The sequence below is a fragment of the Acidovorax sp. GW821-FHT09A11 genome (genome assembly GCF_059418365.1).
The window spans coordinates 51,851-72,756 of record NZ_JBWKPS010000001.1; the positions used below are offsets into that span (position 1 = coordinate 51,851).

The window sequence follows — 20,906 nt, forward strand, 5'->3', positions numbered from 1 at the left end:
CGAGGGACTTCCGCCATGGGGCTGCCCGGGCGCCGGGCACCTCCTTCGGGCCGGTCGCGGCCCGGGCGATACGGACACACGACACACCCAACAACAGGAGACAACAAAGATGGCATGGATGAAGCGGACGGCCCTGGGGCTGGTGGCGGCGGCGCTGCTGGCAGGCGCGGGCGCGGCGGTGTATGTGCAGCGGAGCTTTGCGAAACTCGACGGCGAACTGGGCGTGGCGGGGCTGGGCAGCGCGGTGCAGGTGCGGCGCGATGGGGCCGACGTGGCCCACATCCAGGCGCGCACGCCACAGGACGCCTGGTTCGCGATGGGGTATGTGCACGCGCAGGAGCGCACCTGGCAACTGGAGTTCAACCGCCGGGTCATGCATGGCCAGCTGTCGGAGGTCTTCGGCCCCGCGACGCTCGAAACCGACAAGCTGATGCGCGCTCTGGACATCATGGGCGCGGCCCGGCGCCAGTACGCAGGCCTGCCGCCCTATGCCAAGGAGGCCTTGCAGGCCTACAGCAAGGGCATCCACGCGTTCCACCTGAAACGGCCCCAGGCCCTGCCCCCCGAATTCCATGTGCTCGGCGTCCAGCCCGGCGGCGCGGCGGGCGCGGTGTGGGAGCCCGAGGACAGCGTGGGCTGGGCGCTGATGATGGCACTGGACCTGGGCGGCAACTGGGGAACGGAATTCGCGCGCCTGTCGGTCGCGCGGACGCTGGACACCGACCGCCTGTGGCAATTGATGCCACCCTATCCGGGCGAGAAGCCGGCCGCATCGGCCGACCTCGCCGCGCTGTACCGGCAGCTTGGGGTGTACCGCGCGGCTGGCGCGGGCTCCACGGCGGCCGGGCCGGGCGGTGCCGGCGGGCTGGCGGCGGCCAGCGGGGCAGCCAGCCGCAAGGACGAAGGCCTGCTGTCGCGGCTGATCAGCACCGGCATGCTGGCCTGGGCCGATGAATTGACGCGCAACGCGGGCACCAATGAAGGCAAGGGTAGCAACAACTGGGTGCTGGCGGGAACCCGCACCGTCAGCGGCAAGCCGCTGCTGGCCAACGACCCGCACCTGGGGCTGTCGGCCCCGGCCATCTGGTACTTCGCCGGCATGCAGGCGCCCGCCGGCACCGCGTCGGACGGCACGCCCATCGCCGCCATCGATGCCGTGGGGGCCACCTTGCCCGGCCTGCCATTCGTGGTGCTGGGGCGCACCGACCGCGTGGCCTGGGGCTTCACCAACACGGGGCCGGACGTGCAGGACCTGTACCTGGAGCAGATCAACCCGGCCGATGCGGCGCAGTACCGCACGCCAGAAGGCTGGGCGCCCTTCACGGTGCGCAGCGAAACCATCCGCGTCAAGGGCGGGGCCGACGTGCAGCTGGCGCTGCGCAGCACCCGCCATGGGCCGGTGCTGAGCGACGTGCAGAAGTCGCACGCCGAGGTGCTGGACCTGGGCAAGTACGTGCTCGCGCTGCGCTGGAGCGCGCTGGACGCTGACAACCAGACCGTGCTGGCGGGCTTGAAGACCAACCAGGCCAAGAGCGTGGACGAACTCTTCGAGGGGCTGGCGCACTACCACTCGCCCATGCAGAGCGTGGTGGCCGCCGACGACCAGGGCCACATCCGCTTCAAGGCGGCGGGGCGCGTGCCGCTGCGCGATGCCGCCAACGACATCCGCGGCGTGGCCCCGTCCCCCGGCTGGGATGCGCGCTACGACTGGAAGGGCTGGCTGCCCTACGAACAAACCCCGCAGGACGATGGCAAAGGCAGCGCAGATGGCGCCCAAGGCGCCAGGGGCTGGATCGCCACGGCCAACCAGCGCGTGACGGCGCCGGACTACCCGCACTTCCTCACGCAGGACTGGGCCTTGCCCTACCGCTACGAGCGCATCGCGCAGCTCATCGAGGCCACCGAAAAACACGACGCGGCCAGCATGCAGGCCATCCACCGCGATGTGACCTCGCTGGCCACGCGCCGCCTGCTGCCCCACCTGCAACAGGCGCAGTCCGCACACGCGCTGGCGGCCGCCGCCCAGAAAGAGCTGCAAGGCTTTGACGGCGTGATGGACGCGGGCAAGGCCGCGCCGCTGATCTTCGTGGCCTGGACGGACGAACTCGCGCGCGGCCTCATCATTCCGCGCATCGGTGAAGACCGCTTCACCGCGACCTATGGCAAGCGCGACTACCGCGCGGCGCTCGAAGGCATCCTGGAGCGCAACGACACCTGGTGGTGCCAGCCCGCATCGTGTGCCGGGCAATCTGCCGCTGCCCTGGGCCGCGCGCTCGACCGCCTGCAGGCAGCCTATGGGGCGGACCCGGCCCGGTGGCGCTGGGGCACGGCGCACCCCGCGCTCAGCGTGCACCGGCCCTTTGGCAACGTGCCCGCGCTGGCGCGTTTCTTCGATGTGAGCGTGCCTTCGCATGGCGATGCGTACACCGTGAACGTGGGGCAGTACAACGCGGGCGAGGCCACGGGCCCGTATGTGAACCGCCATGCGGCCTCGCTGCGCGCGGTGTATGACCTGGCTGACCTGGAGCAGTCGCGCTTCATCTACCAGACGGGCCAGAGCGGCCTCGTGTTCTCGCCGCGCTACCGCGACATGAGCACCACGTGGGCCGAGACCGGCTACCGCGCGCTGCAGCGCCAGCCCGCGCGCTGGGTGCACGCGCTGACGCTGACCCCCGCAACCCCCGCGCAGTGACGCGCGCCGCGAGGAGCCACGCCATGGGTTTTGTTCCGTTGATCGAAGTCACCCGGGGCGGCCTGGCCGAGTGCCAGCACTGGGGCGCCGTGGCCGTGGCCCACCGCGAAGGCCGGGTGCTGGCGCGGGTGGGCGACCCGTACACGGTCACCTTCACGCGCTCCACCATCAAGGCATTCCAGGCGCTGCCCTTCATGCAGGCGGGTGGCGCACGGGCGCTTGGCTGGGGGCCGGGCGAACTGGCGCTGCTGTGCGCCAGCCACAACGGCGAACCCATGCATGTGGAGCAGGTGGACCGCATGCTGGGCAGCGTGGACCAGGACTACCGCGCGTTGCGCTGCGGCTGCCACCGGCCTCTGTTTGCCGAGCTGGGGCTCGGTTCGTTGCCCGAAGGTTTTGTGCCCGACGAGCGCCACAACAACTGCAGCGGCAAACACGCCGGTTTTGTCGCGCACTGCGTGCGACAGGGGTTGCCGCTGGACGGCCACCTGGACCCGGCCCATCCGCTGCAGGTGGCGATCCGGGAGCATGTCGCGAAGGCAGTGGGGCTCGCACCCCATCAGCTGGCCATGGGCATCGACGGCTGCTCCGCCCCCAACTACGCCATGCCCCTGGCACACCTGGCGCGGGGTTATGCGCGGCTGGCGGGCGGCGCGCCGGATACCGATCTGCATGAGAGCCTGACCGCGCTGGCCGATGCCATGGTCGCGCGGCCCGAGCTGGGCTCGGGCACCGGACGGCACGACCTGGACTTCATGCGCGCAGGGCAGGGCGACTGGGTGTCCAAGACCGGGGCCGACGGCGTGCAGGTGGTGGGCAGCCGCAGCCGGGGCGAAGCCTTCGCGCTCAAGGTCATGGACGGCAACATGGTGGCGCAGGTGGCGGCGGCGGTGGAGGTGATGGACCAGCTCGGCTGGCTCGACACCCGCCAGCGCGAAGCGCTGGCCCCGCGCCGGTCCGCGCGCATCGCCAACGCCAAGGGGCTGCAGGTGGGCGAGCGGAAGGCGGTGTTCAGGCTGGAGCCGGCCGGCGGCTGAAGACCGGGCACGGGGCAAAGCCGGGCCTCCGCGCGGCGCCTGTTCAACGGGTTTTGATAAAAAGTGCCTCCAGCGCACTACTGGTAAGCGCTGGCAGCTACAAAAATAGTAGCAAACGGCTCCGTATCCGGCAGCACATAGATCACGCCGCGCGACTGGCCGAAAAGCGGCGCGATGAACTGGTTGTAGAACGCCTCGGGCGCATTCACGCAGCCGTAGCTGATGCGCTTGTCCTGCGCGCCCTGGCTGGCCAGGCGCTGGTGGCGGCGCTCGGCGGCGCTCACGCTGCGCACCCGGTGCAGCGACACGGCGGCGTCGTAGTCGATCCAGACGATGTCGTCGCCCTTGAGGTTGCGCCCGGGCTCGGTGACGAAGCGGCCCGCGGGCGTGGTGCGCTCTTCGGGGCGGATCTGCGACAGCGGCCGCTGGCCGATGTCGGGGGCGGACCGGTCGCCCAGCGCCGCACCCAGCAGCACTGGCGCGCTGCCCAACCATTGCCCCCGGGCCGAGAACACATGGATGCGGGCGGCGGGCTTGTCGATCACGGCAAAAGGCAGGCCCTGGTGGTCGGCGGTGTCGGTGGCCCAGCGCACCAACCGGCGCGCCGTGGGCGAGGCATCCTTGGGCAATTCCGCAGCGCCGACGGGCAGGGTGGCCAGCACACAAGAAGCAGCCAGGGCGGTCAGCGCGAACCGGCGGTTCGCAGTCACAAAAAACATGTCTTCATCCAAAAAAGCGTGCTCATACGCACCGCCGCCGACACTGGCGCGCTGGAGGCCCGTGCACCCGTGGATCTGGCTTCGCCAGTCCACCGGGTGCGTCCCCGTCGGGGGAAGGCGCCATCGGGCGGCTCAGGGTGCTTCCGCCAGGGGGCTTCCTTCCCCCGCCAATGCCCTCAATAATGCCTGCACCCGCGACTCTTGCGAAGCTCCTGCTTCGTCCCTGCAATGTTCGACCGCCTCCGCAAAGCATTCAGCGCATCCGGCAGTTCCGCGTCCACCCCGGGCCGGCCGGTGACCAACCGCGACGTATCCCGCTGGGCGGCCGGCCAGCGGCTGGCGATCGTGGCGCATGCGACCGACGGGCATTTCGACCTGGGCGGCGATATCCACGGCCACCCCTGGCGGCTGGAATGCGGCGCGCCCACGCGCGACTATCTGCAGGGCCTGGAGCTGCGCGGCCGCGCCGACGTGGGCGCCGACCCGGATGCCGCGGTGATGGTGATCAACCGGCCCTTGCAGGAGGTGCTGGAGGGCACCGCCTACGACGCCATCACGGACACATTGCAGACCGCCGTGAGCAGCAGCCTGCCCGAGGAAATGCGCTGGCTTTCGATGTACGAGGAAATGTCCTGGCCCGGCCTGCCCGCGTCGTTCCGCGAGCATTTCACCGTGGTGTCCGAGCGCATCGAGCTGGCCCAGCGCTGGATCCATGCGCCCGTGGTCTCGCAGCTGCTCAACGCGGTGGAAGGCGAGGGCGGCGCCGAGCGGGCGAAATCGCCGCTGGTGCTGATGCTGGCGCGGGGCCGCGTCTATCTGCGCATGGAACACACGCAGCGCAGCCTGGCCGAGATCGCGCATGCCAAGCAGCTGCTGCTGGTGGCGGGGCAGGCCGCGCTGCAGAACCTGCCGCCCATGTCGGTGGCAGGGCCGGACGACGAGCCGGGCATTGCCGGGTAGTGTTGCAAGCGCCCGCCAAACGAAAACGGGGCCAGTGGCCCCGTTGTTCATGGTGCGGCATGCACCCCCCCGCAAAACTGGCGTGCTCCAGGCGAGTGCACCGTGGAGCTGGTGTCGCCAGGCCACCGGGTGTGTCCCCCTCCCGCGTGCTACGCGAGCGAGGGGCTGAGTGCCACGGCTCCCCGCATGCCTGCGTACGCTGGGACGGCAGCAAAGAGCGGTCGCCTCTGGCGAGCGCACCGAGGCCCGAAGGGCCTCGGGCGGAGCTTCATCCTCCGCGCGTGATGGGTACGCCCGCGTCGCGGCCGTAGGTGCCGTACTTGCCCAGCTCCCACTTGGCGATCGCGTTGCGGTGCACCTCGTCGGGGCCGTCGGCAAAGCGCAGCGTGCGCGCATTGGCATAGGCATAGGCCAGCGGGAAGTCATCGCACATGCCGCCACCGCCGTGCACCTGCATGGCCCAGTCGATCACCTGGCAGGCCATGCTGGGCGCCACCACCTTGATCATCGCGATCTCGGTCTTGGCGACCTTGTTGCCGGCCACGTCCATGAGCCAGGCGGCCTTGAGCGTGAGCAGGCGCGCCATGTCGATCTTGCAGCGGGCCTCGGCGATGCGCTCCTGCGTCACGGTCTGCTGGGCCACGGTCTTGCCGAAGGCCGTGCGCGACGAGGCGCGCTTGCACATCAGCTCCAGCGCACGCTCGGCCAGCCCGATGAGGCGCATGCAGTGGTGGATGCGCCCGGGGCCCAGGCGGCCCTGGGCGATCTCGAAGCCACGGCCCTCGCCCAGCAGGATGTTGGAGACGGGCACACGCACGTTCTCGAAGGTCATCTCGACGTGGCCATGGGGCGCGTCGTCGTAGCCAAACACATTGAGCGGGCGAATGACGGTGATGCCCTTGGCGTCCGCCGGCACGAGCACCATGCTCTGCTGCGAATGGCGGGGGGCATCGGGGTCGGTCTTGCCCATGGTGACGAACACCGCGCAGCGTGGATCGGCCGCGCCGGAGATCCACCACTTGCGGCCGTTGATGACGTATTCGTCGCCCTGGCGCTCGATGCGCGTTTCGATGTTGGTGGCGTCGCTGGATGCCACGGCCGGCTCGGTCATGGCAAAGGCCGAGCGGATCTTGCCCTCGAGCAGCGGCTTGAGCCAGCGGGCCTTGTTGGCGTCGTCGCCGTAGCGCGCAATGGTCTCCATGTTGCCGGTGTCGGGCGCCGAGCAGTTGAACACCTCGCTGGCCCATGGCACGCGGCCCATGATCTCGGCCAGCGGGGCGTATTCCTGGTTGGTCAGGCCCGCGCCGTCGTATCCGGAGGCCGCCGCGCTGTCCACCGGCAGGAACAGGTTCCACAGGCCTGCCGCCTGGGCCTTGGGCTTGAGGTCCTCGATGGTCTTGAGCGCGCTCCAGCGCTTGCCCGCCGCCGTGTTGGCCGCCAGCTCGGCGGAGTAGGTGGCTTCGTTCGGATAGACGTGGTCATCCATGAACTGGAGCAGCCTGGCCTGCAGTTCCTTGGTTTTGGGCGAGTAGTCAAAGTCCATGGGTTTCTTCTCCGTTGGTAATCGTGGGGCGCCTCATCCCCGCTGCGCGAACGACCAGGCCAGCTCGGCCATCGGCCGTGCCGTGTCGCCCGAGGCCTTGGCCTGCGCGCTGGAGGCGGTGCCCGCCTCCACCCGCTTGGCGATGCCCTGCAGGATGGCGGCGATGCGGAACATGTTGTAGGCGAGGTAGAAGTTCCAGTCGGCGCGCAGCGCCTCGGGCGTGGCGATGCCGGTGCGCTCGCAGTAGCGGCGGATGTAGCTGTCTTCGCCGGGAATGCCCAGGGCCGCGAGGTCCTGTCCCGCGATGCCCCGGCCCATGGCGGCGGGGATGTGCCAGCTCATGCAGTGGTAGCTGAAGTCGGCCAGCGGGTGGCCCAGCGTGGACAGCTCCCAGTCGAGCACGGCGATCACGCGGGGCTCGGTGGGGTGGAACATGAGGTTGTCCAGCCGGTAGTCGCCGTGCACGATGGACACGTGGCCTTCATCGCGCGCGCTCGCCGGCATGTGGGCGGGCAGCCACTCCATGAGCCGGTCCATCTCGGGAATGGGCTGGGTGATGGAGGCCACGTACTGCTTGCTCCAGCGGCCGATCTGGCGGTCGAAATAGTTGCCCGGCTTGCCATAGCCGGCCAGGCCCCGGTCGGCGAACTTCACGGTGTGCAGCGCAGAGATCACGCGGTTCATCTCGTCGTAGATGGCGCCGCGCTCGGCGGGCGACATGCCGGGCAGCGACTGGTCCCACAGCACGCGGCCCTGCATGCACTCCATCACGTAGAAGGCGCGGCCGATGACCGACTCGTCCTCGCACAGCACGTGCATGCGGGGCACGGGCACGTCGGTGCCATGCAGGCCGCTCATCACCGCGAATTCGCGCTCGATGGCGTGGGCCGATGGCAGCAGCCTGGCCACGGGGCCGGGCTTGGAGCGCATCACGTAGTGGGCGCCGGGGGTGATGAGCTTGTAGGTGGGGTTGGACTGCCCACCCTTGAACATCTCCACCGTCAGGGGGCCGGCAAAGCCTTCCATGTTCTGCGTGAGCCAGGCTGTCAGCGCGCCGATGTCGAACGCGTGCTGGTCGGAGACGGGACGGGTGCCAACGAAATGGTCAAAGTTGCTCATGGACGGGGCGAGGGTTCGGTCAGTCAGTTGTCGGTTTCAGCAATGCGCATGAGGGCGTCGCGATCGCGCACCACCAGGCCGCCCGGCTCGATGCGGATGGCGTCCTCGCGCTCCATGGCCTTGAGCTCCTGGTTCACCCGCTGGCGCGATGCGCCCAGCAGCTGCGCCAGTTCTTCCTGCGCCAGCTGCAGGCCGATACGCATCTCGCTGCCGTCCGACAGGCTGGGAATGCCGTAGCTGCGCACCAGGTGCACGAGCTGCTTGGCCAGCCGCGCGCGCAGCGGCAGGGTGTTGAGGTCTTCCACCAGGCCGTAGAGCTGGCGGATGCGCCGCGCATGCAGGCGCAGCATGGCTTCGTAGAACTCGGTATGCGCCGCGAGGATCTTCCTGAAGTCGGCCTTGGCCACGCACAGGATCGTGGTGTCGCCGTGCGCATAGGCATCGTGCGTGCGCCGGTCCCCGTCGAAGATCGCCACGTCGCCGAACCAGATGCCCGGCTCCACATAGGTCAGCGTGATCTGCTTGCCCGAGATGGAGGTGGAGCTCACCCGCACCGCGCCGCGCGCGCACGCAATCCACTCCTCGGGCGGGTCGCCGCGCGCGGCGATGAGGCCGCCGTCCTTGAAGCGTTTGACGTATGCACATCGCAGGATGTCGTGGCGTAGTGAAGGTGAGAGGGAAGAAAACCAGCGACCTGAGTTGATCGCTTCACGTTCTTCGATAGTAAGAATCGGGTCGTCCATGGTCTGTCTTTTGTGTGACTGGAAACAGGCCCATTGTCGCGTCAGGGACCTTCGCGCAGCGTCAGGGTTGTCACCTGCGTGTCTGCAGCAGGCCCGCCATGCAAAAGCCCCTGGGTGCTTGGCGGCATCCCAGGGGCTTCATCGTGGATGGTGGTGGCCGTCGGCGTGCGGTCACCGCCGGCAGCGTGCGGGGCTATTCGTAGCGGGGCACACGCTTTTCAAGGAACGCGGTGATGCCCACGCCGCCGTTGGCATGGTGCAGGTTGGTCACGAAATGATTGCGCTCCTGGCCCAGGTGGTGGGTGAGGCTTGCATGGGGTGCTTCATTGATCAGCTCCTTGATGCTGGCCAGCGCATTCGGCGCACGCGCATTGAGCTGCTCGGCCAGGGCGAGCGCGGCATCGAGTGCACCCCCAGTTTCGGCAAGGCGGTTGACCACGCCCAGCGCGTGCAGGCGCTCGGCGCCAATGCGGTCGCCACACATCAGGATCTCCGTGGCCACCTGGCGGGGCAGGGCATGCACCAGGCTCCAGCTCGCGCCGCCGTCCGGGGACAGGGCCACGTTGCTGTAGGCCATCACGAACACGGCATTGCGCGCGGACACGATGAAGTCGCAGGCCAGCGCCAGCGAGAAGCCGGCACCGGCGGCGGCCCCCTCCACCGCGGCGATCACGGGCTTGGGATAGGTGCGGATGGTCTCGATCCAGTTGTGCAGCCCCTCGATGCTCTGGGCCTGCACCTCCGGGTCCTGCTGGCGGTTGGCCAGCAGGCGCTGCAGGTTGCCTCCCGAACAGAACATGCCGTCCGCGCCCGTGATGACCACGCTGCGGATGTCGGGGCTGCTTTCGGCCACGCCCAGCGCCTCCACGCCCGCCGCGTACATCGCAGGGTCGATGGCATTGCGCCGTTCGGGATTGCGAAGGGTCAGGATCAGGGTCTGGCCCTGGCTGGTGCTCTGGAGTTCTGCGGGCATGTGCGTGGGTTACCTTGTGAAGGGCTGCGGACGGTTCACGTGGGGGTGTGCAGTCGGTCTGGAAGCAGGGCCCGTGCGGTGCGCGCGGCCGGCGCCAGCGGCCGCCGCGCCCCGCAAGGAGCCTTCATTCATTCATTCCTCCACATGCGTGAGGCTCAGGCCGATCGCGCCGCGCCGGCGCAGCCAGGGGCTGGGGCGGTAGCGGGTGTCGCCATAGACGGTCTGCATGTTGAACAGCACTTCCAGGATGTTGGTGGGACCCCAGCGGTCGCCCATGGCCAAAGGCCCCAGCGGATAGCCCAGGCCCAGCGTGACGGCGGTTTCCAGGTCCTTGGGGGAGCAGATGCCTTGCTGGCAGATGTCGCTGGCGATGTTCACGATGGTGGCCACCACGCGCTGCGTGACGAAGCCGCCGCTGTCGCGGATCACGCTCACCGCCTTGCCGTCGCGGGCGAACAGCGCATGCGCCGCGTTGCGGATGTCCACGCGCGTGGCCGGGTTGGTCGCCAGCACGCGGCGCCTGGTGGCGGCATCGTCGATCAGCATGTCGATGCCGATGGTGCGGGCCGGGTCCAGGCGCTCGACCACGGCGACGGTGGTCACGTCAAAGCCCAGCGGCGCGACGAGCGTGATGGCCTGGGGCGAGGGCGATGGGCCGGTTTCGATGGTGGCGCCCAGGTCCTTCAGCAGCTGGTACAGCTCGGCGCGCCGTGCCGCGCGGGGCGACACCCATACCGGGGGAAGGTCGGTCACCACCGGGGGCGGTGCCTCTGCGGGGATTTGCGCCACGCCCTCCACGTAGCGGTAAAAACCTTCTCCCACCTTCTTGCCCACCACGCCGCCGGCCAGGCGCTGCGCGGTGATCACGCTGGGGCGAAAACGCGGCTCGTCGTAGTATTGGCGGTAGATGGATTCCATCACCGGGTGCGACACGTCCAGCGCGGTGAGGTCCATGAGCTCGAACGGGCCGAGCTTGAAACCCACCTGGTCGCGCAGGATGCGGTCGATGGTGGCGAAGTCGGCCACGCCTTCGCCCACGATGCGCAGGGCCTCCGTGCCGAAGCCGCGCCCCGCGTGGTTCACGATGAAACCCGGGGTGTCCTGCGCCTGAACGGGGGTGTGGCCCATCTCTTTGGCATAGGCCGCCAGGGCGGTGCAAATCGCGGGGTCGGTCTTGAGGCCCGCGATGACCTCGACAACCTTCATCAACGGCACCGGATTGAAGAAGTGAAAACCCGCCAGCCGCTGCGGGCGCTGGAGCGCCGCCCCAATCGCGGTCACGGACAGGGACGAGGTGTTGGTGGCCAGCACGGCATCGCTGCGCACCACGGACTCCAGTTCGGCAAACAGCTTCTGCTTCACATCCAGCCGCTCGACGATGGCTTCGATCACCAGGTCACACGCGGCCAGATCGGCCACTGCCTGCACCGGGTGCAGCCGCGCAGCGAAGGCCGTGGCTTGATCGGCATCAATGCGCCCTTTGGCGACCAGCTTGCTCCATTGGTCTTGGAGCGCCGCCTGGGCGGCCTGGGCGGCGCCTGGGGTTGCGTCGAGCAGAAAAACCTGGCTGCCGGCCTGCGCGGCGATCTGTGCAATGCCCCGACCCATGGCGCCGGTGCCCACGATTGCGATGTTGGGAAACTGAATTTTCATAGCGCCATTATGGCTGTGGCGTTGCGTGGGACTTATGTGCAAGAATGGGCTGCGCCAAAAACAGAATTTATTGTGAAAATCCGTAACACCATTTTTGGGACCGGTCTGTGGGTGGTTGCTGCGGGCGCCTCGGCACTTTCGCTGGGAGGCAGCAGAGGCACGGTGGTGTTGGGTGCACCGGTGGATCTGTCGTTCGATGTGCAGCCCGATCCAGGCACGGACGTGGCCTCTTCCTGTGTGACGGCGCAGCTGAAGGCGGGGGATACGCCGGTTGGCGATGCCAGGGTGCGTGTCGTGCCCCTGCCCGACATGCGCGGGCGTTCACCGGCCGTGCGGGTGCAGGCGGCCATCGCGGTGGATGAGCCTGTGTTGCTGGTCACCTTGTCGGCGGGATGCACGGGCAAGGTCACGCGCACCTACACTTTTCTTGCGGAACTTCCCGTCACGATGGCCCGGTCGGCGGCGCCGATCGATGTCGCGCGGCTGCCTTCTTTCCCCGAAGGTGGCGCGGAGGCCCCCGGTGCGTCCCCGGGCGCGGCGGGCCAGCGAGCGGCCAGGTCGGCAGCACCCGCGGCGGCACTTTCTGCACCATCGCCTTCCGCGATCCGGCCCGCCACGGCACCGCCTCCTGCCGGCGCGGCGGAGCCCGTTTCCCGCAGTGCGCCCGCACGGCAGCCAGCGCGCGGCACGGCACGGCCCCCGGCCAGCGCCGCGTTGCCCCCGGCCAAGGGCACGGCGCAGGTGGCAAGGCCTGCGGACCAGGCCCGGCTCGTGGTCGAGCCGCTCGATATCTGGGTGGACCGGCCGGTGGCATTGCGTTCATCGCCCGGGCTGCTGGCCCTTCCTTCGGAGCAAGCCTCCGCGCAGCGCACCGAGGCCGCCGCCGTGTGGAAGGCGCTGAATGCCCAGCCGGATGATGCCCGCCAGGACAGCGGCCGGCTCAAGGCGCTGGAGAACGATGTGGCCACGCTGCGTGCGCAGGCGGCCCGCGACCGGGCCGGGGCGGCGCAGTTGCAGCAGCAGCTGGAACTGGCCGAGAACGACAGATTCCCGGCCACGGTGGTGTATGTGCTGGGCGGCTTGCTGTTGCTGGCATTGCTGCTCGCGGCGTGGACATGGACGCGCTTGCGCAGCGCCTCCGACAAGGCGGTGCGCGCGTGGCGCGATTCCGTGGCGGCGCTGGGCGGGCGCGATGCGATGGCCGCGCACGAAGCCGCCCTGGGCCTTGCGCCCCATCCGGGCGATGCCTGGCTGTCGTCCGGCGAGTCCCCGGCTTCCGAAGCGGCAGCAGTGGCTTCCACCGCAACCGCGGCGCCCGGGCCCGCCTTCGTGGCCACCGCCCCCGTGCCGAGTGCGCCCGCGCCGCTGCCGGCCAGCCCGCCCCCCGCTGCAGCACCGCCCCAGCCCGTGCTGCACATCGTCAGCCCCGAAGAGCTCTTCGACATTCAGCAGCAGGCCGAGTTCTTCATTTCGGTGGGGGAGCACCAGCAGGCCATCGAGGTGCTCAAGAAGCACATCGCCGAGCGGGGCGATACCTCGCCCCTGGCGTATCTGGAGCTTCTGCGGCTTTATCACACGCTGAGCCGGGTGGAGGAGTTCTCGCAACTGCGCGCCCAGTTCATGCGCTCGTTCAATGCGCAGGTGCCCGAATTTACCGGCTTCCACCGCACCGGCCGCATGCTCTATCACTACACCGATGCGCTGGCGGAGATCGAGGCCGAATGGACCTCTCCGTCCGTGCTCGGGCTGCTGGAGAAATTGCTGTTCCGGCAGGACGGCGCGGTGTCGGTGGAGCCGTTTGATCTGGCGGCCTACGACGACCTGCTGCTGCTGCTGGCCATCGCGCAGACCACCCCGGCAAGCGCCCGGGGCGCGCCTGCGCCCCGCAAGCGCACCACGCCACTGGCCGAGCCGCGTGTCGACGCGCAGGTGCTGGCAGCGCCGCCCGTGGCGCCGGCAAGCACAGCGGGGGGCGGCCTGCCGCTGGATTCGCTGTCCGCGAGCCTGGAGTTCGATCTGGGCGAAATGCCTTCGGCCACAGGATGGCCGCCGCAGGAACTGGCGGCCATCGCGCCTTCCATGCCCGACGCTGACACCCGGGGTGCGCCGCTGGACCTCGATCTCTCGGAGCCGCCCCACCTGACGCTCAGCGATTTGCCGCCCGTGCCCGCGACCGCGCCACCGTCCTCGGGCCAGGCGGTGGGCTTCGGCATGGACAACGACCTGGTGGAGCTGCGGCTGGAGCTGGAGCAGAAGAAGGCCGACCGCAGCTAGGCCGCGGCGGCGCGCCCTCCGGCCCCCGCGGGCCTGGCCTTACTCCACCATCCCGCGCATGAGCTGCGCGGCCGCGGCTTCGGGGTCGGAGGCATTGACGATGGCCCGCACGACGGCGATGGACCCCACGCCCGTGGCGCGCACCTGGGCAAACTGCTCCGCCCCGATGCCGCCAATGGCCACCTGGGGGTAGTGGCGCAGCAGGCGCGCATAGGCACCCAGCCGGCCCACGCCCTGTGGCGCGGTGGCCATCTTCTTGAGGGTGGTGGGAAACACGGCACCCATGGCAATGTAGCTGGGCCCCACGGCATCTGCGCGCACCATTTCCGCGTAGCCATGGGTGCTGACCCCCAGGCGCAGGCCCGAAGCGCGCAGCGCCCGAAGCTCGTCGGGGGCCAGTGCATCCAGGTCTTCCTGGCCCAGGTGGATGCCGTAGGCGCCCGCCTGGATGGCCACGCGCCAATGGTCATTGATGAACAGCAGGGCGCCCGTGCCCTCGACCGCCTGCACGGCGGCGTGGACCTCCTGCGCAATCGCGTGCTCGTCAGCGGATTTGAAGCGCAGCTGCACCGTGGGCACGCCCGCGCGGGCCATGCGGCCCACCCAGCTGGCATCCGGCAGCACGGCGTACAGGCCCAGCCTTTCCGGGCAGGGGGCGAACGCATCGGCGCGCGGCCGGGGCACCAGGCCAAAGTCCTGTGGCTCGTCGGGCCACTGGGCTGGCTGGAAGGCGCCCGTGCGCAGGCTCTGCGCCAGCCAGGCCTGGGCCAGGCATTCCGCGTCGTGGGCAATGAAGCCCAGCGTGCTGCAGGCCTGCAGGGCTGCCAGGTAGGCGGGTTCCGGCCGCGTGGGCTCCGGGGCAGGCTCGGCGCCAAAGCCCGCGAAGGTGGTGGCGTGGTGCGCAAGAAGGGCCTGCACCATGGCGCTGGTGTCGTCACGCATGTTGTTCATGGTGCCAGAAGGGCGTGCCGAGCACGGGCGTGCTGGGCTGGGCGGCCTCCTGCGCCGCCATGGCACCGGCCTTGCTCGCGGCACGCCCGGCATTCACGGCGTCGGCGAACGCGCCCGCCATGGCCACCGGGTCCTGCGCCAGGGCCACGGCGGTGTTCAGCAGCACGCCGTCATAGCCCCATTCCATCACCTGGCAGGCATGCGACGGCAGGCCCAGGCCCGCATCCACGAGCATGGGCACATCGAGGCGCTCGCGCAGCGTCTGCAGTGCATAGGGGTTCACGGGGCCACGCCCGGTGCCGATGGGCGCTGCCCAGGGCATGACGGCCTGGCAGCCCACATCGACGAGCCGCTGGCACAGCACCAGGTCTTCCGTGCAGTACGGCAGCACCTGAAAACCTTCCTTGATGAGGTGTTCCGCCACGCCCACCAGGTTCAGCGTGTCGGGCTGCAGCGTGTAGTCGTCGCCGATCAGCTCCAGCTTGATCCACGGTGTGTTGAACACCTCTCGCGCCATCTGCGCGGTGGTGATGGCCTCTTGCGCGCTGTGGCAGCCGGCGGTGTTGGGCAGCACGGGCACGTTGAGCTTGCGCAGCAGCTCCCAGAAGCTGCTGCCGCTTTCGGCCGGGTTGCTGCCCTGGCGGCGCAATGACGCGGTGACCATGGCGGGCTGCGCGCGCAGCACGGCGGCTTCGAGCACCGCAGGGGATGGGTAGCGCGAGGTGCCCAGCAGCAGGCGGCCGGCGAACTGTTGGCCGTACAGCACCAGGGGGTCTTGGGGCGTCGAGGTGGTCATGAATTTACTATCTTTTTAATAGCTGCTAGCGCTTTGTGGATAAGCGCCAAGGGCCAATTTGTCTCAAGAAAGAAGGCCGGGGGTCAGCCCCCCGTCACGGGCGAGATGATTTCCACGCGGTCGCCGGGCTGCAGGGCCTGCGCGGCGTAGCGGGTGTTGGGCACAAAGTGGGTGTTCACGGCCACCGCAAACGGAGGGCGTGCCGCGATGGCGGCCACGGCATCGGCCACGGTGGCCCCTTCGGGCAGTTCATGCGGGATCTGGTTGATGGAGATGTTCATGCGAAGGCAGCGGCCGCGCTGGACTGGGAGGCGGGTTTCAGGTCCAGCGCGAGGTCAAAACGTTGCGAAAGCTGCGATTGTCCCGCGTTCAGCACTTCCAGCGTCACATCCAGCATCGCCGGCGCGATCATGAAGCCGTGGCGGTACAGGCCATTGATCTCCAGCACGCCCCGGCGCGGCTGGCGGATGGCGGGCAGGTTGTCGGGCAGCGTGGGGCGGCACTGCGTGGCCAGCTCCAGGATGCGGCCTTCCGCGAAGCCGGGGTGCACGGCGTAGGCGGCGGAGAGCAGCTCCAGCGTCGATCGCACGCTGGCGGGCGAGAGGTCGTCCGATTCGATCTCGGTCGCGCCGATCACGAACAGATGGTCTTGTTTGGGCGCGATGTAGATCGGGTAGCGCGGGTGCACCAGCCGCGTGGGGCGCTGCAGCGTGACATCCGGTGCGTGGATGCGCACCACCTCGCCCCGCACACCCCGCAACGCGGGCCATTGGGCCCTGGCACCGAGGCCGCGGCAGTCCAGCACCCAGTCGGGCTGGCCGGGGGCGCCGGGCGCAAAGGCCTCGGGCGACCGGGGCGCGTGCCAGTGCGCGCGCACGGACAGCCGCTGCATTTCCACCACCAGGGCTGCCAGCAGCTGCCGGTTGTCGAGCTGGCCTTCACCGGGCAGGTACAGCCCCTGCGCAAAGCGCTGCGCCAGCGTGGGCTCCGCCTGGGCCAGCGCGGCGCCGTCGAGCTTTTGCAGCGCGGGCAGCTCGGGCACCGTGTGCTGGTTGGCCTCCAGCAGGCGCGTGAGCCGCTGGGCTTCGGCCGCGTCCTGCCGGTGCCACACGATGAGCGTGCCGGCCTGCTGGAAGAACACGGGCTCGGCCAGCGCCGCCAGCAGCTGCGGCCAGCGGGTGAGGGCATGGTGGCCCATGCGCACCACGCCGGGCTCGGTGATGGCCGATTCGGCCAGCGGCGCCAGCATGGCGGCGGCCACGGTCGCGGCCGAATGCTCGGCGGCCGGGCTGCCCGCGTCATAGATGTCCACACGGTGCCCCTGGCGGGCCAGCTCCACCGCCAGCAATCGGCCCATGAGGCCCGCGCCCAGAATGGCAAAAGAAGAGGGTTGAAGTGGCATAAGTCCGTCTGTCTGTCTGTGTGTTGGCTGGCAACCATGGACAAAACGGGGGCAGAGCCGCTCTTGGAAACTCCCCACGCCAGCATGACCTGGATCGGGTAGCGGGGCCAGTACGCGCCGCGCGGTGCGCAGTGTTCTGTGGTGCCCCAGGGTATTTCTCAGTCGCGCACCCAAGAACCTGTTCAGTTCTCGACCGCGGGACACCCCTGTTTCGTCCGGAAAAATCAATTACAGCACAACCCGTGGCAGCTCTTTTTGCGCTAACGCATAGGCCATAATTTTTGCCATGACTTCATTGATTCCCCCGACCTCCGCAGCACGCCGCTATGTACGCGTGCTTTCCATCGCCGGTTCCGACAGCGGCGGCGGGGCGGGCATCCAGGCCGACCTCAAGACCTTCAGCGCCCTGGGCTGCTACGGCATGACGGCCATCACCGCCATCACGGCCCAGAACACCTGCGGCGTCACGGGCATCCACGGCATTCCGCCCGAGATGCTCAAGGCCCAGATCGATGCCGTGGTGCAGGACATCGGCGTGGACGCGGTCAAGATCGGCATGCTGCATTCGCCCGAAGTGGTGCGCGTGGTGGCCGATGCCATCCGCACCTACCAGCTGCCGCACGTGGTGCTCGACCCGGTGATGGTGGCCACCAGCGGCGACCGGCTCATCGCCGCGGAAACCGTGAACGTGCTGGTGCAGGAGCTGTTTCCGCTGGCCGAGGTGATCACCCCCAACCTGGACGAGGCCGGCTGGCTGCTGGGGCGCACGATCGAGGGCGTGGATGCGCTGGCAGCTGCGGTGGACGGGCTGCTGGCCCTGGGCGCCCCGGCGGCGCTGCTCAAGGGCGGCCACCTGCCCGGAGACTGGGTGGTGGATGTCCTGGCCACACGCGGCGGCGTGCGGCAGCGGCTGGAGTCCGCACGCATTGCCACGCACAACGGGCATGGCACGGGCTGCACCCTGTCATCGGCCATCGCGGCACACCTGGCGCGGGGCCTGCCCTTGCAGCAGGCGGTGGAGCGCGCGCGTGCCTACATTCTGGGCGCCATCGCGGCAGGGGCCGATGTGACCACCGGCCGTGGCCATGGCCCGCTCAACCACGGCCATGCGCCCGTGGCGCAGCTGGTGCTTTAAAGGTTTGATTGTTTTTGGCCTCGGGCGCTTATCCAGCAAGCGCTAGATGCTCACAATTCAATAGCGATTCAACGCACCCGTGGCCGTGTGGCCCAGGCCAGCACAAAACTGAACGCCAACGCCGGCAGCGCCGAGCCCGCGCCCGGCACCACCTGCGGGGCCAGGTGGTAGACGGCAATCCCCACCAGCCAGATCGTCACCGGGGCCGCGTTCACCCGGCGTGCCGCAGCGAGCAGCGCGGGTGCGTTGGCGCCAAAGGCCAGCCGCCCCAGGATCACGCCGAACAGCGGCACGAACACCGAGCTGAGCAGCAGCAAAAATGGCTCCAGGCTGTGCATGGGCAGCACCAGCGCGAGGGCGGTACACACCGCAGCCATGGCCAGGCCCCACTTGCGTACGCCCCAGCGCGGCAGCAGGCTGTGTGCCGACACCGCGCCCGAATACGTGTCGCCATAGGCGTTGTCCACCTCGTCGATCAGGATCAGCGACAGCGCGATCAGCCCGCCCTGGGCCAGCAACAGGGCCTGCACCAGATCCTTGCTGGGCAGCGTCAGCGCCACCAGCACACCGAGCGTGTAGCACCACATGTTGGCCAGCGCGTAGCCCAGCCACGTGCCGCGCAATGCGGAGCCGCCGTTCTTGCCGTGGCGCGCATAGTCGGCCACCAGCGGCAGCCACGAGATGGGCATGGCGATCACCAGGTCCAGCGCGGGCAGCACGCCCATGCCGCCTTCGCCCTTGCGCGTCCACAGCGCTTCAAAACCCTGGGCCTGCGCCAGCGACAGGAACTGCCACGACAGCCACAGCAGCGACAGCACCACCAGCGGCAGCGCCACGCGCGCGATCACCTTGCGCACCAGCTGCACCATCGATCCGCTGATGAGCAGCATCACCACGCCGCCCCACAGCAGCGTGGCCAGCACGGGCCAATGCGCGCCGGCCATGGTGCCGGACTGCTGGCCGATGGCCACCGTGGCGTCGCGCATCACCACCAGCTCGAACGTGCCCCAGCCGACCAGCTGCACGATGTTCAAAATGATCGGCAGGCTGGCGAACGTGCGGCCATAGACGGCATGCATCAGCCCGGCGCTGGCCAGGCCGCTGTCGCAGCCCAGCTTGGCCACCCAGCCCAGCAGGCCCGCGCCCACGATGGAGCCGCAGACGATGGCGATCAGCGCCTCTTGCGTGCCCAGCGCGGGCATCAGGTAGGCGCCCACCTGCATGACCAGCAGGCCCACGCCCAGGCTGAACCAGAGCGAGGCGTGGTCATGCCATTGGAAGACGCGGCGGTCGGGGGAGACGGGGGCCAGCGCTTCGTTGGTGGCGGGCGCGGCGGGGGATGAGGACATGGCAAGCTCCGTGGCAATACAGAGCAGGGGCGGCCCGCCAGCGCGCCCCAAAGTCATTTCATTCTGGGCTGTGCCGAGGCGGACGTGCTTCCCTGCGCGAGGATGATCTCAATCAGGTTCAAAGGGACTCTCTCAGTCGGTTCCGGTGGCCCGGTCCCGACACCCCTAGCGTGGGCGTTCCAGAAGGAACGCGGGGCCATTGTAGTGGGGCGCTCAGGGCGCGGGGCGGGCGATGGGGATCGCGTAGTGCATCACCGAGTCGCCGGACGTCGGGTGGTACTGGGCACCGTAGATTTCCAGATCCGGCCCCAGGGTGTGCGATGGGCCCGCCGACAGCAGCCAGCTCGAGTAGATGTAGTTCACCGTCGCATCGACATTCTGCGCAGGGCCCCGGTGGGTGAAGCGCGCATAGGTCGATGCGGGGATTTCCATGGCCACCATGCCCGGTGGCAAGGCGCCGGGGCCCCGCACTTCGATGCAGGCCAGGTAGCGCAGCGCTTCCGTGTGGGGCCCCGCCGGTGCCACGACGCCATAGCAGACCCCGGGCACGGTGTTCGCAATCTCGCCCAGCCGGGGCAGGAATTTCGCCCACAGGGGCGGCAGCTTCTGGCCCAGGTTGTTCTTTTCGGAGTCGATGCCGTAGTAGTCCGTGGGCAGCCCGACCAGCTGCATGGCGGGCTGCTCCTTTATGTCGGGTTCCAGGGAAATGTTGTGGTGAATGTGCGCGAGGTAGCTTGCGTCAAACCGGATCTTGCGCACGAACAGCGAGCGGTTGCCCATCTTGCGGTACTGCGACGGCGTGATCCGAAAGCAATCGCGGAACGCGCGCGTAAAACTCTCCTGCGTCTCGTACCCGGACGCCAGCGCAATGTCGAGCACGCTCAGCCGCGTGCTGGTCAACTGCTCCAGCGCCCGCGAGAACCGGCGCGACCGGATATAGGTCTTGAGGGTTTCGTTGGTCAGCGCCTTGAAGATCCGCTGGAAGTGCCACTGGCTCATCCCTGCAGCCCGTGCCACCTCGGAAAGCTGGATATCGGATTCGAGATGGGCCTCGATGAAATCGATGCCCTCCTGGATTTGCCGGAGATAAAGCACAGTGGCGTCCGTTCAAGGGGTTTCAAAGAAACCGGTCATCGCAACCAGGCGATTCTGGTCGTTGTACCGGCCGTAGCTCACGCCTTCCCCGATCACCTGCCCGCTGCCATCCACCATGTTCCACTTGGCGATGCTCTGCTGGTTGTGGCTGGCGAAATAGTGGGTCACAAAATGCCCACCGGGCACTTGGCTGTGAAAGTTGTCCATGTAGGCCGTCAATTGGTCCCAGCCCTGGGCGGTGGCCAGCGGGTCGTTGTAGGTGCAGGCGGGGTCGAGGGACTGGGTAAAAAGGGCGTCGCGGTCTGCGGCCGAGTCGGTCTTCCACGACGCGGTGTAGGTGTCCCAGATGGATTGAAGGGGTTGTTGGCTCATGGTGTGCTCCTGATGGGTGAATGGAGACGCCATCGTGCCGGGCGCTTGTGCGCCTTTTGGACATTTTGTGCTTATTTGTGGGCGCGTCGTTTG

Annotated in this window: 18 protein-coding genes and 1 riboswitch; of the genes, 5 read left to right on the forward strand and 13 right to left on the reverse strand. The window is 68.8% G+C overall.

Going from position 1 to position 20,906, the window contains the following annotated elements; genetic code table 11:
* Positions 1-109: 109 nt before the first annotated feature.
* Together AC07PV_RS00240 and AC07PV_RS00245 are read left to right on the forward strand one after the other, a co-directional pair.
* Complete coding sequence (locus AC07PV_RS00240) at positions 110-2,692, forward strand: penicillin acylase family protein (protein WP_494629027.1); 2,583 nt, start codon at positions 110-112, stop codon at positions 2,690-2,692.
* Positions 2,693-2,715: 23 nt separating this feature from the next.
* The gene (locus AC07PV_RS00245; RefSeq protein ID WP_218340980.1) at positions 2,716-3,729 is read left to right on the forward strand and encodes an asparaginase; all 1,014 of its coding nucleotides are present in this window, start codon (positions 2,716-2,718) and stop codon (positions 3,727-3,729) included.
* A 77-nt stretch (positions 3,730-3,806) separates the two neighbouring features.
* Here AC07PV_RS00245 and AC07PV_RS00250 read toward each other — a convergent pair whose 3' ends face one another.
* Positions 3,807-4,448, reverse strand: a complete 642-nt coding sequence (locus AC07PV_RS00250; protein ID WP_218340981.1) for a hypothetical protein — start codon at positions 4,446-4,448, stop codon at positions 3,807-3,809.
* Positions 4,449-4,676: 228 nt separating this feature from the next.
* Here AC07PV_RS00250 and AC07PV_RS00255 point away from each other — a divergent pair, with 228 nt between their 5' ends.
* Positions 4,677-5,408 (forward strand): hypothetical protein, encoded by a 732-nt coding sequence (locus AC07PV_RS00255; protein WP_492245495.1) that lies wholly within the window; start codon positions 4,677-4,679, stop codon positions 5,406-5,408.
* Positions 5,409-5,676: 268 nt separating this feature from the next.
* Here AC07PV_RS00255 and AC07PV_RS00260 read toward each other — a convergent pair whose 3' ends face one another.
* The 5 genes from AC07PV_RS00260 to AC07PV_RS00280 form a co-directional block, all read right to left on the reverse strand.
* A complete protein-coding gene (locus AC07PV_RS00260) occupies positions 5,677-6,951 on the reverse strand; it encodes an acyl-CoA dehydrogenase family protein (protein ID WP_218294589.1) in 1,275 nt (424 codons plus the stop codon).
* Positions 6,952-6,984: 33 nt separating this feature from the next.
* Complete coding sequence (locus AC07PV_RS00265) at positions 6,985-8,070, reverse strand: phosphotransferase (RefSeq protein ID WP_218340983.1); 1,086 nt, start codon at positions 8,068-8,070, stop codon at positions 6,985-6,987.
* A gap of 23 nt (positions 8,071-8,093) precedes the next feature.
* Positions 8,094-8,813, reverse strand: a complete 720-nt coding sequence (locus AC07PV_RS00270; protein ID WP_218294591.1) for a Crp/Fnr family transcriptional regulator — start codon at positions 8,811-8,813, stop codon at positions 8,094-8,096.
* 193 nt (positions 8,814-9,006) lie between these two features.
* Complete coding sequence (locus AC07PV_RS00275; RefSeq protein WP_218340984.1) at positions 9,007-9,786, reverse strand: oxepin-CoA hydrolase, alternative type; 780 nt, start codon at positions 9,784-9,786, stop codon at positions 9,007-9,009.
* 132 nt (positions 9,787-9,918) lie between these two features.
* A complete protein-coding gene (locus AC07PV_RS00280) occupies positions 9,919-11,439 on the reverse strand; it encodes a 3-hydroxyacyl-CoA dehydrogenase (protein WP_494629029.1) in 1,521 nt (506 codons plus the stop codon).
* A gap of 162 nt (positions 11,440-11,601) precedes the next feature.
* On the opposite strand from AC07PV_RS00280, the gene AC07PV_RS00285 reads away from it, so the two are divergent.
* Positions 11,602-13,713, forward strand: coding sequence for a hypothetical protein (locus AC07PV_RS00285; RefSeq protein WP_494629030.1), 2,112 nt, complete (start codon positions 11,602-11,604; stop codon positions 13,711-13,713).
* A gap of 39 nt (positions 13,714-13,752) precedes the next feature.
* Here AC07PV_RS00285 and thiE read toward each other — a convergent pair whose 3' ends face one another.
* From thiE to AC07PV_RS00305, 4 genes are all read right to left on the reverse strand, one after another.
* Entirely contained in the window at positions 13,753-14,655 is a 903-nt protein-coding gene (gene thiE, locus AC07PV_RS00290; RefSeq protein WP_494629463.1) for a thiamine phosphate synthase, read from the reverse strand.
* On the reverse strand, positions 14,648-15,460 hold the full coding sequence (locus tag AC07PV_RS00295) for a thiazole synthase (RefSeq protein WP_494598524.1): 813 nt from the start codon (positions 15,458-15,460) through the stop codon (positions 14,648-14,650). Before AC07PV_RS00295 ends, thiE begins: the two co-directional genes overlap by 8 nt.
* Positions 15,461-15,543: 83 nt before the next feature.
* Complete coding sequence (gene thiS, locus AC07PV_RS00300; RefSeq protein WP_057272784.1) at positions 15,544-15,741, reverse strand: sulfur carrier protein ThiS; 198 nt, start codon at positions 15,739-15,741, stop codon at positions 15,544-15,546.
* Positions 15,738-16,862, reverse strand: coding sequence for an FAD-dependent oxidoreductase (locus AC07PV_RS00305; protein ID WP_492253432.1), 1,125 nt, complete (start codon positions 16,860-16,862; stop codon positions 15,738-15,740). The genes thiS and AC07PV_RS00305 overlap by 4 nt, the downstream gene beginning before the upstream one ends.
* 286 nt (positions 16,863-17,148) lie before the next feature.
* Here AC07PV_RS00305 and thiD point away from each other — a divergent pair, with 286 nt between their 5' ends.
* Entirely contained in the window at positions 17,149-17,997 is an 849-nt protein-coding gene (gene thiD / locus AC07PV_RS00310; RefSeq protein WP_218340986.1) for a bifunctional hydroxymethylpyrimidine kinase/phosphomethylpyrimidine kinase, read from the forward strand.
* A gap of 68 nt (positions 17,998-18,065) precedes the next feature.
* Here the strand turns inward: thiD and AC07PV_RS00315 are convergent, their stop codons facing one another.
* The 3 genes from AC07PV_RS00315 to AC07PV_RS00325 form a co-directional block, all read right to left on the reverse strand.
* Positions 18,066-19,346 carry a purine-cytosine permease family protein gene (locus tag AC07PV_RS00315; protein WP_494598526.1) on the reverse strand — a complete coding sequence of 427 codons (1,281 nt, stop codon included), beginning with the start codon at positions 19,344-19,346 and terminating at the stop codon, positions 18,066-18,068.
* Positions 19,347-19,418: 72 nt separating this feature from the next.
* Positions 19,419-19,523: riboswitch (TPP riboswitch) on the reverse strand.
* Positions 19,524-19,559: 36 nt separating this feature from the next.
* Complete coding sequence (locus AC07PV_RS00320) at positions 19,560-20,441, reverse strand: GyrI-like domain-containing protein (RefSeq protein ID WP_494629032.1); 882 nt, start codon at positions 20,439-20,441, stop codon at positions 19,560-19,562.
* Between the two features lie 12 nt (positions 20,442-20,453).
* Positions 20,454-20,813, reverse strand: a complete 360-nt coding sequence (locus AC07PV_RS00325) for a nuclear transport factor 2 family protein (protein ID WP_494629034.1) — start codon at positions 20,811-20,813, stop codon at positions 20,454-20,456.
* Positions 20,814-20,906 lie beyond the last annotated feature (93 nt).

Bases quoted from the DNA above. Each gene is read 5' to 3' on its own strand.
- AC07PV_RS00240 (WP_494629027.1), top strand. From the start codon at position 110: ATGGCATGGATGAAGCGGACGGCCCTGGGGCTGGTGGCGGCGGCGCTG.
- AC07PV_RS00245 (WP_218340980.1), top strand. From the start codon at position 2,716: ATGGGTTTTGTTCCGTTGATCGAAGTCACCCGGGGCGGCCTGGCCGAG.
- AC07PV_RS00250 (WP_218340981.1), bottom strand. From the start codon at position 4,448: ATGTTTTTTGTGACTGCGAACCGCCGGTTCGCGCTGACCGCCCTGGCT.
- AC07PV_RS00255 (WP_492245495.1), top strand. From the start codon at position 4,677: ATGTTCGACCGCCTCCGCAAAGCATTCAGCGCATCCGGCAGTTCCGCG.
- AC07PV_RS00260 (WP_218294589.1), bottom strand. From the start codon at position 6,951: ATGGACTTTGACTACTCGCCCAAAACCAAGGAACTGCAGGCCAGGCTG.
- AC07PV_RS00265 (WP_218340983.1), bottom strand. From the start codon at position 8,070: ATGAGCAACTTTGACCATTTCGTTGGCACCCGTCCCGTCTCCGACCAG.
- AC07PV_RS00270 (WP_218294591.1), bottom strand. From the start codon at position 8,813: ATGGACGACCCGATTCTTACTATCGAAGAACGTGAAGCGATCAACTCA.
- AC07PV_RS00275 (WP_218340984.1), bottom strand. From the start codon at position 9,786: ATGCCCGCAGAACTCCAGAGCACCAGCCAGGGCCAGACCCTGATCCTG.
- AC07PV_RS00280 (WP_494629029.1), bottom strand. From the start codon at position 11,439: ATGAAAATTCAGTTTCCCAACATCGCAATCGTGGGCACCGGCGCCATG.
- thiE (WP_494629463.1), bottom strand. From the start codon at position 14,655: ATGCGTGACGACACCAGCGCCATGGTGCAGGCCCTTCTTGCGCACCAC.
- AC07PV_RS00295 (WP_494598524.1), bottom strand. From the start codon at position 15,460: ATGACCACCTCGACGCCCCAAGACCCCCTGGTGCTGTACGGCCAACAG.
- thiS (WP_057272784.1), bottom strand. From the start codon at position 15,741: ATGAACATCTCCATCAACCAGATCCCGCATGAACTGCCCGAAGGGGCC.
- AC07PV_RS00305 (WP_492253432.1), bottom strand. From the start codon at position 16,862: ATGCCACTTCAACCCTCTTCTTTTGCCATTCTGGGCGCGGGCCTCATG.
- thiD (WP_218340986.1), top strand. From the start codon at position 17,149: ATGACTTCATTGATTCCCCCGACCTCCGCAGCACGCCGCTATGTACGC.
- AC07PV_RS00315 (WP_494598526.1), bottom strand. From the start codon at position 19,346: ATGTCCTCATCCCCCGCCGCGCCCGCCACCAACGAAGCGCTGGCCCCC.
- AC07PV_RS00325 (WP_494629034.1), bottom strand. From the start codon at position 20,813: ATGAGCCAACAACCCCTTCAATCCATCTGGGACACCTACACCGCGTCG.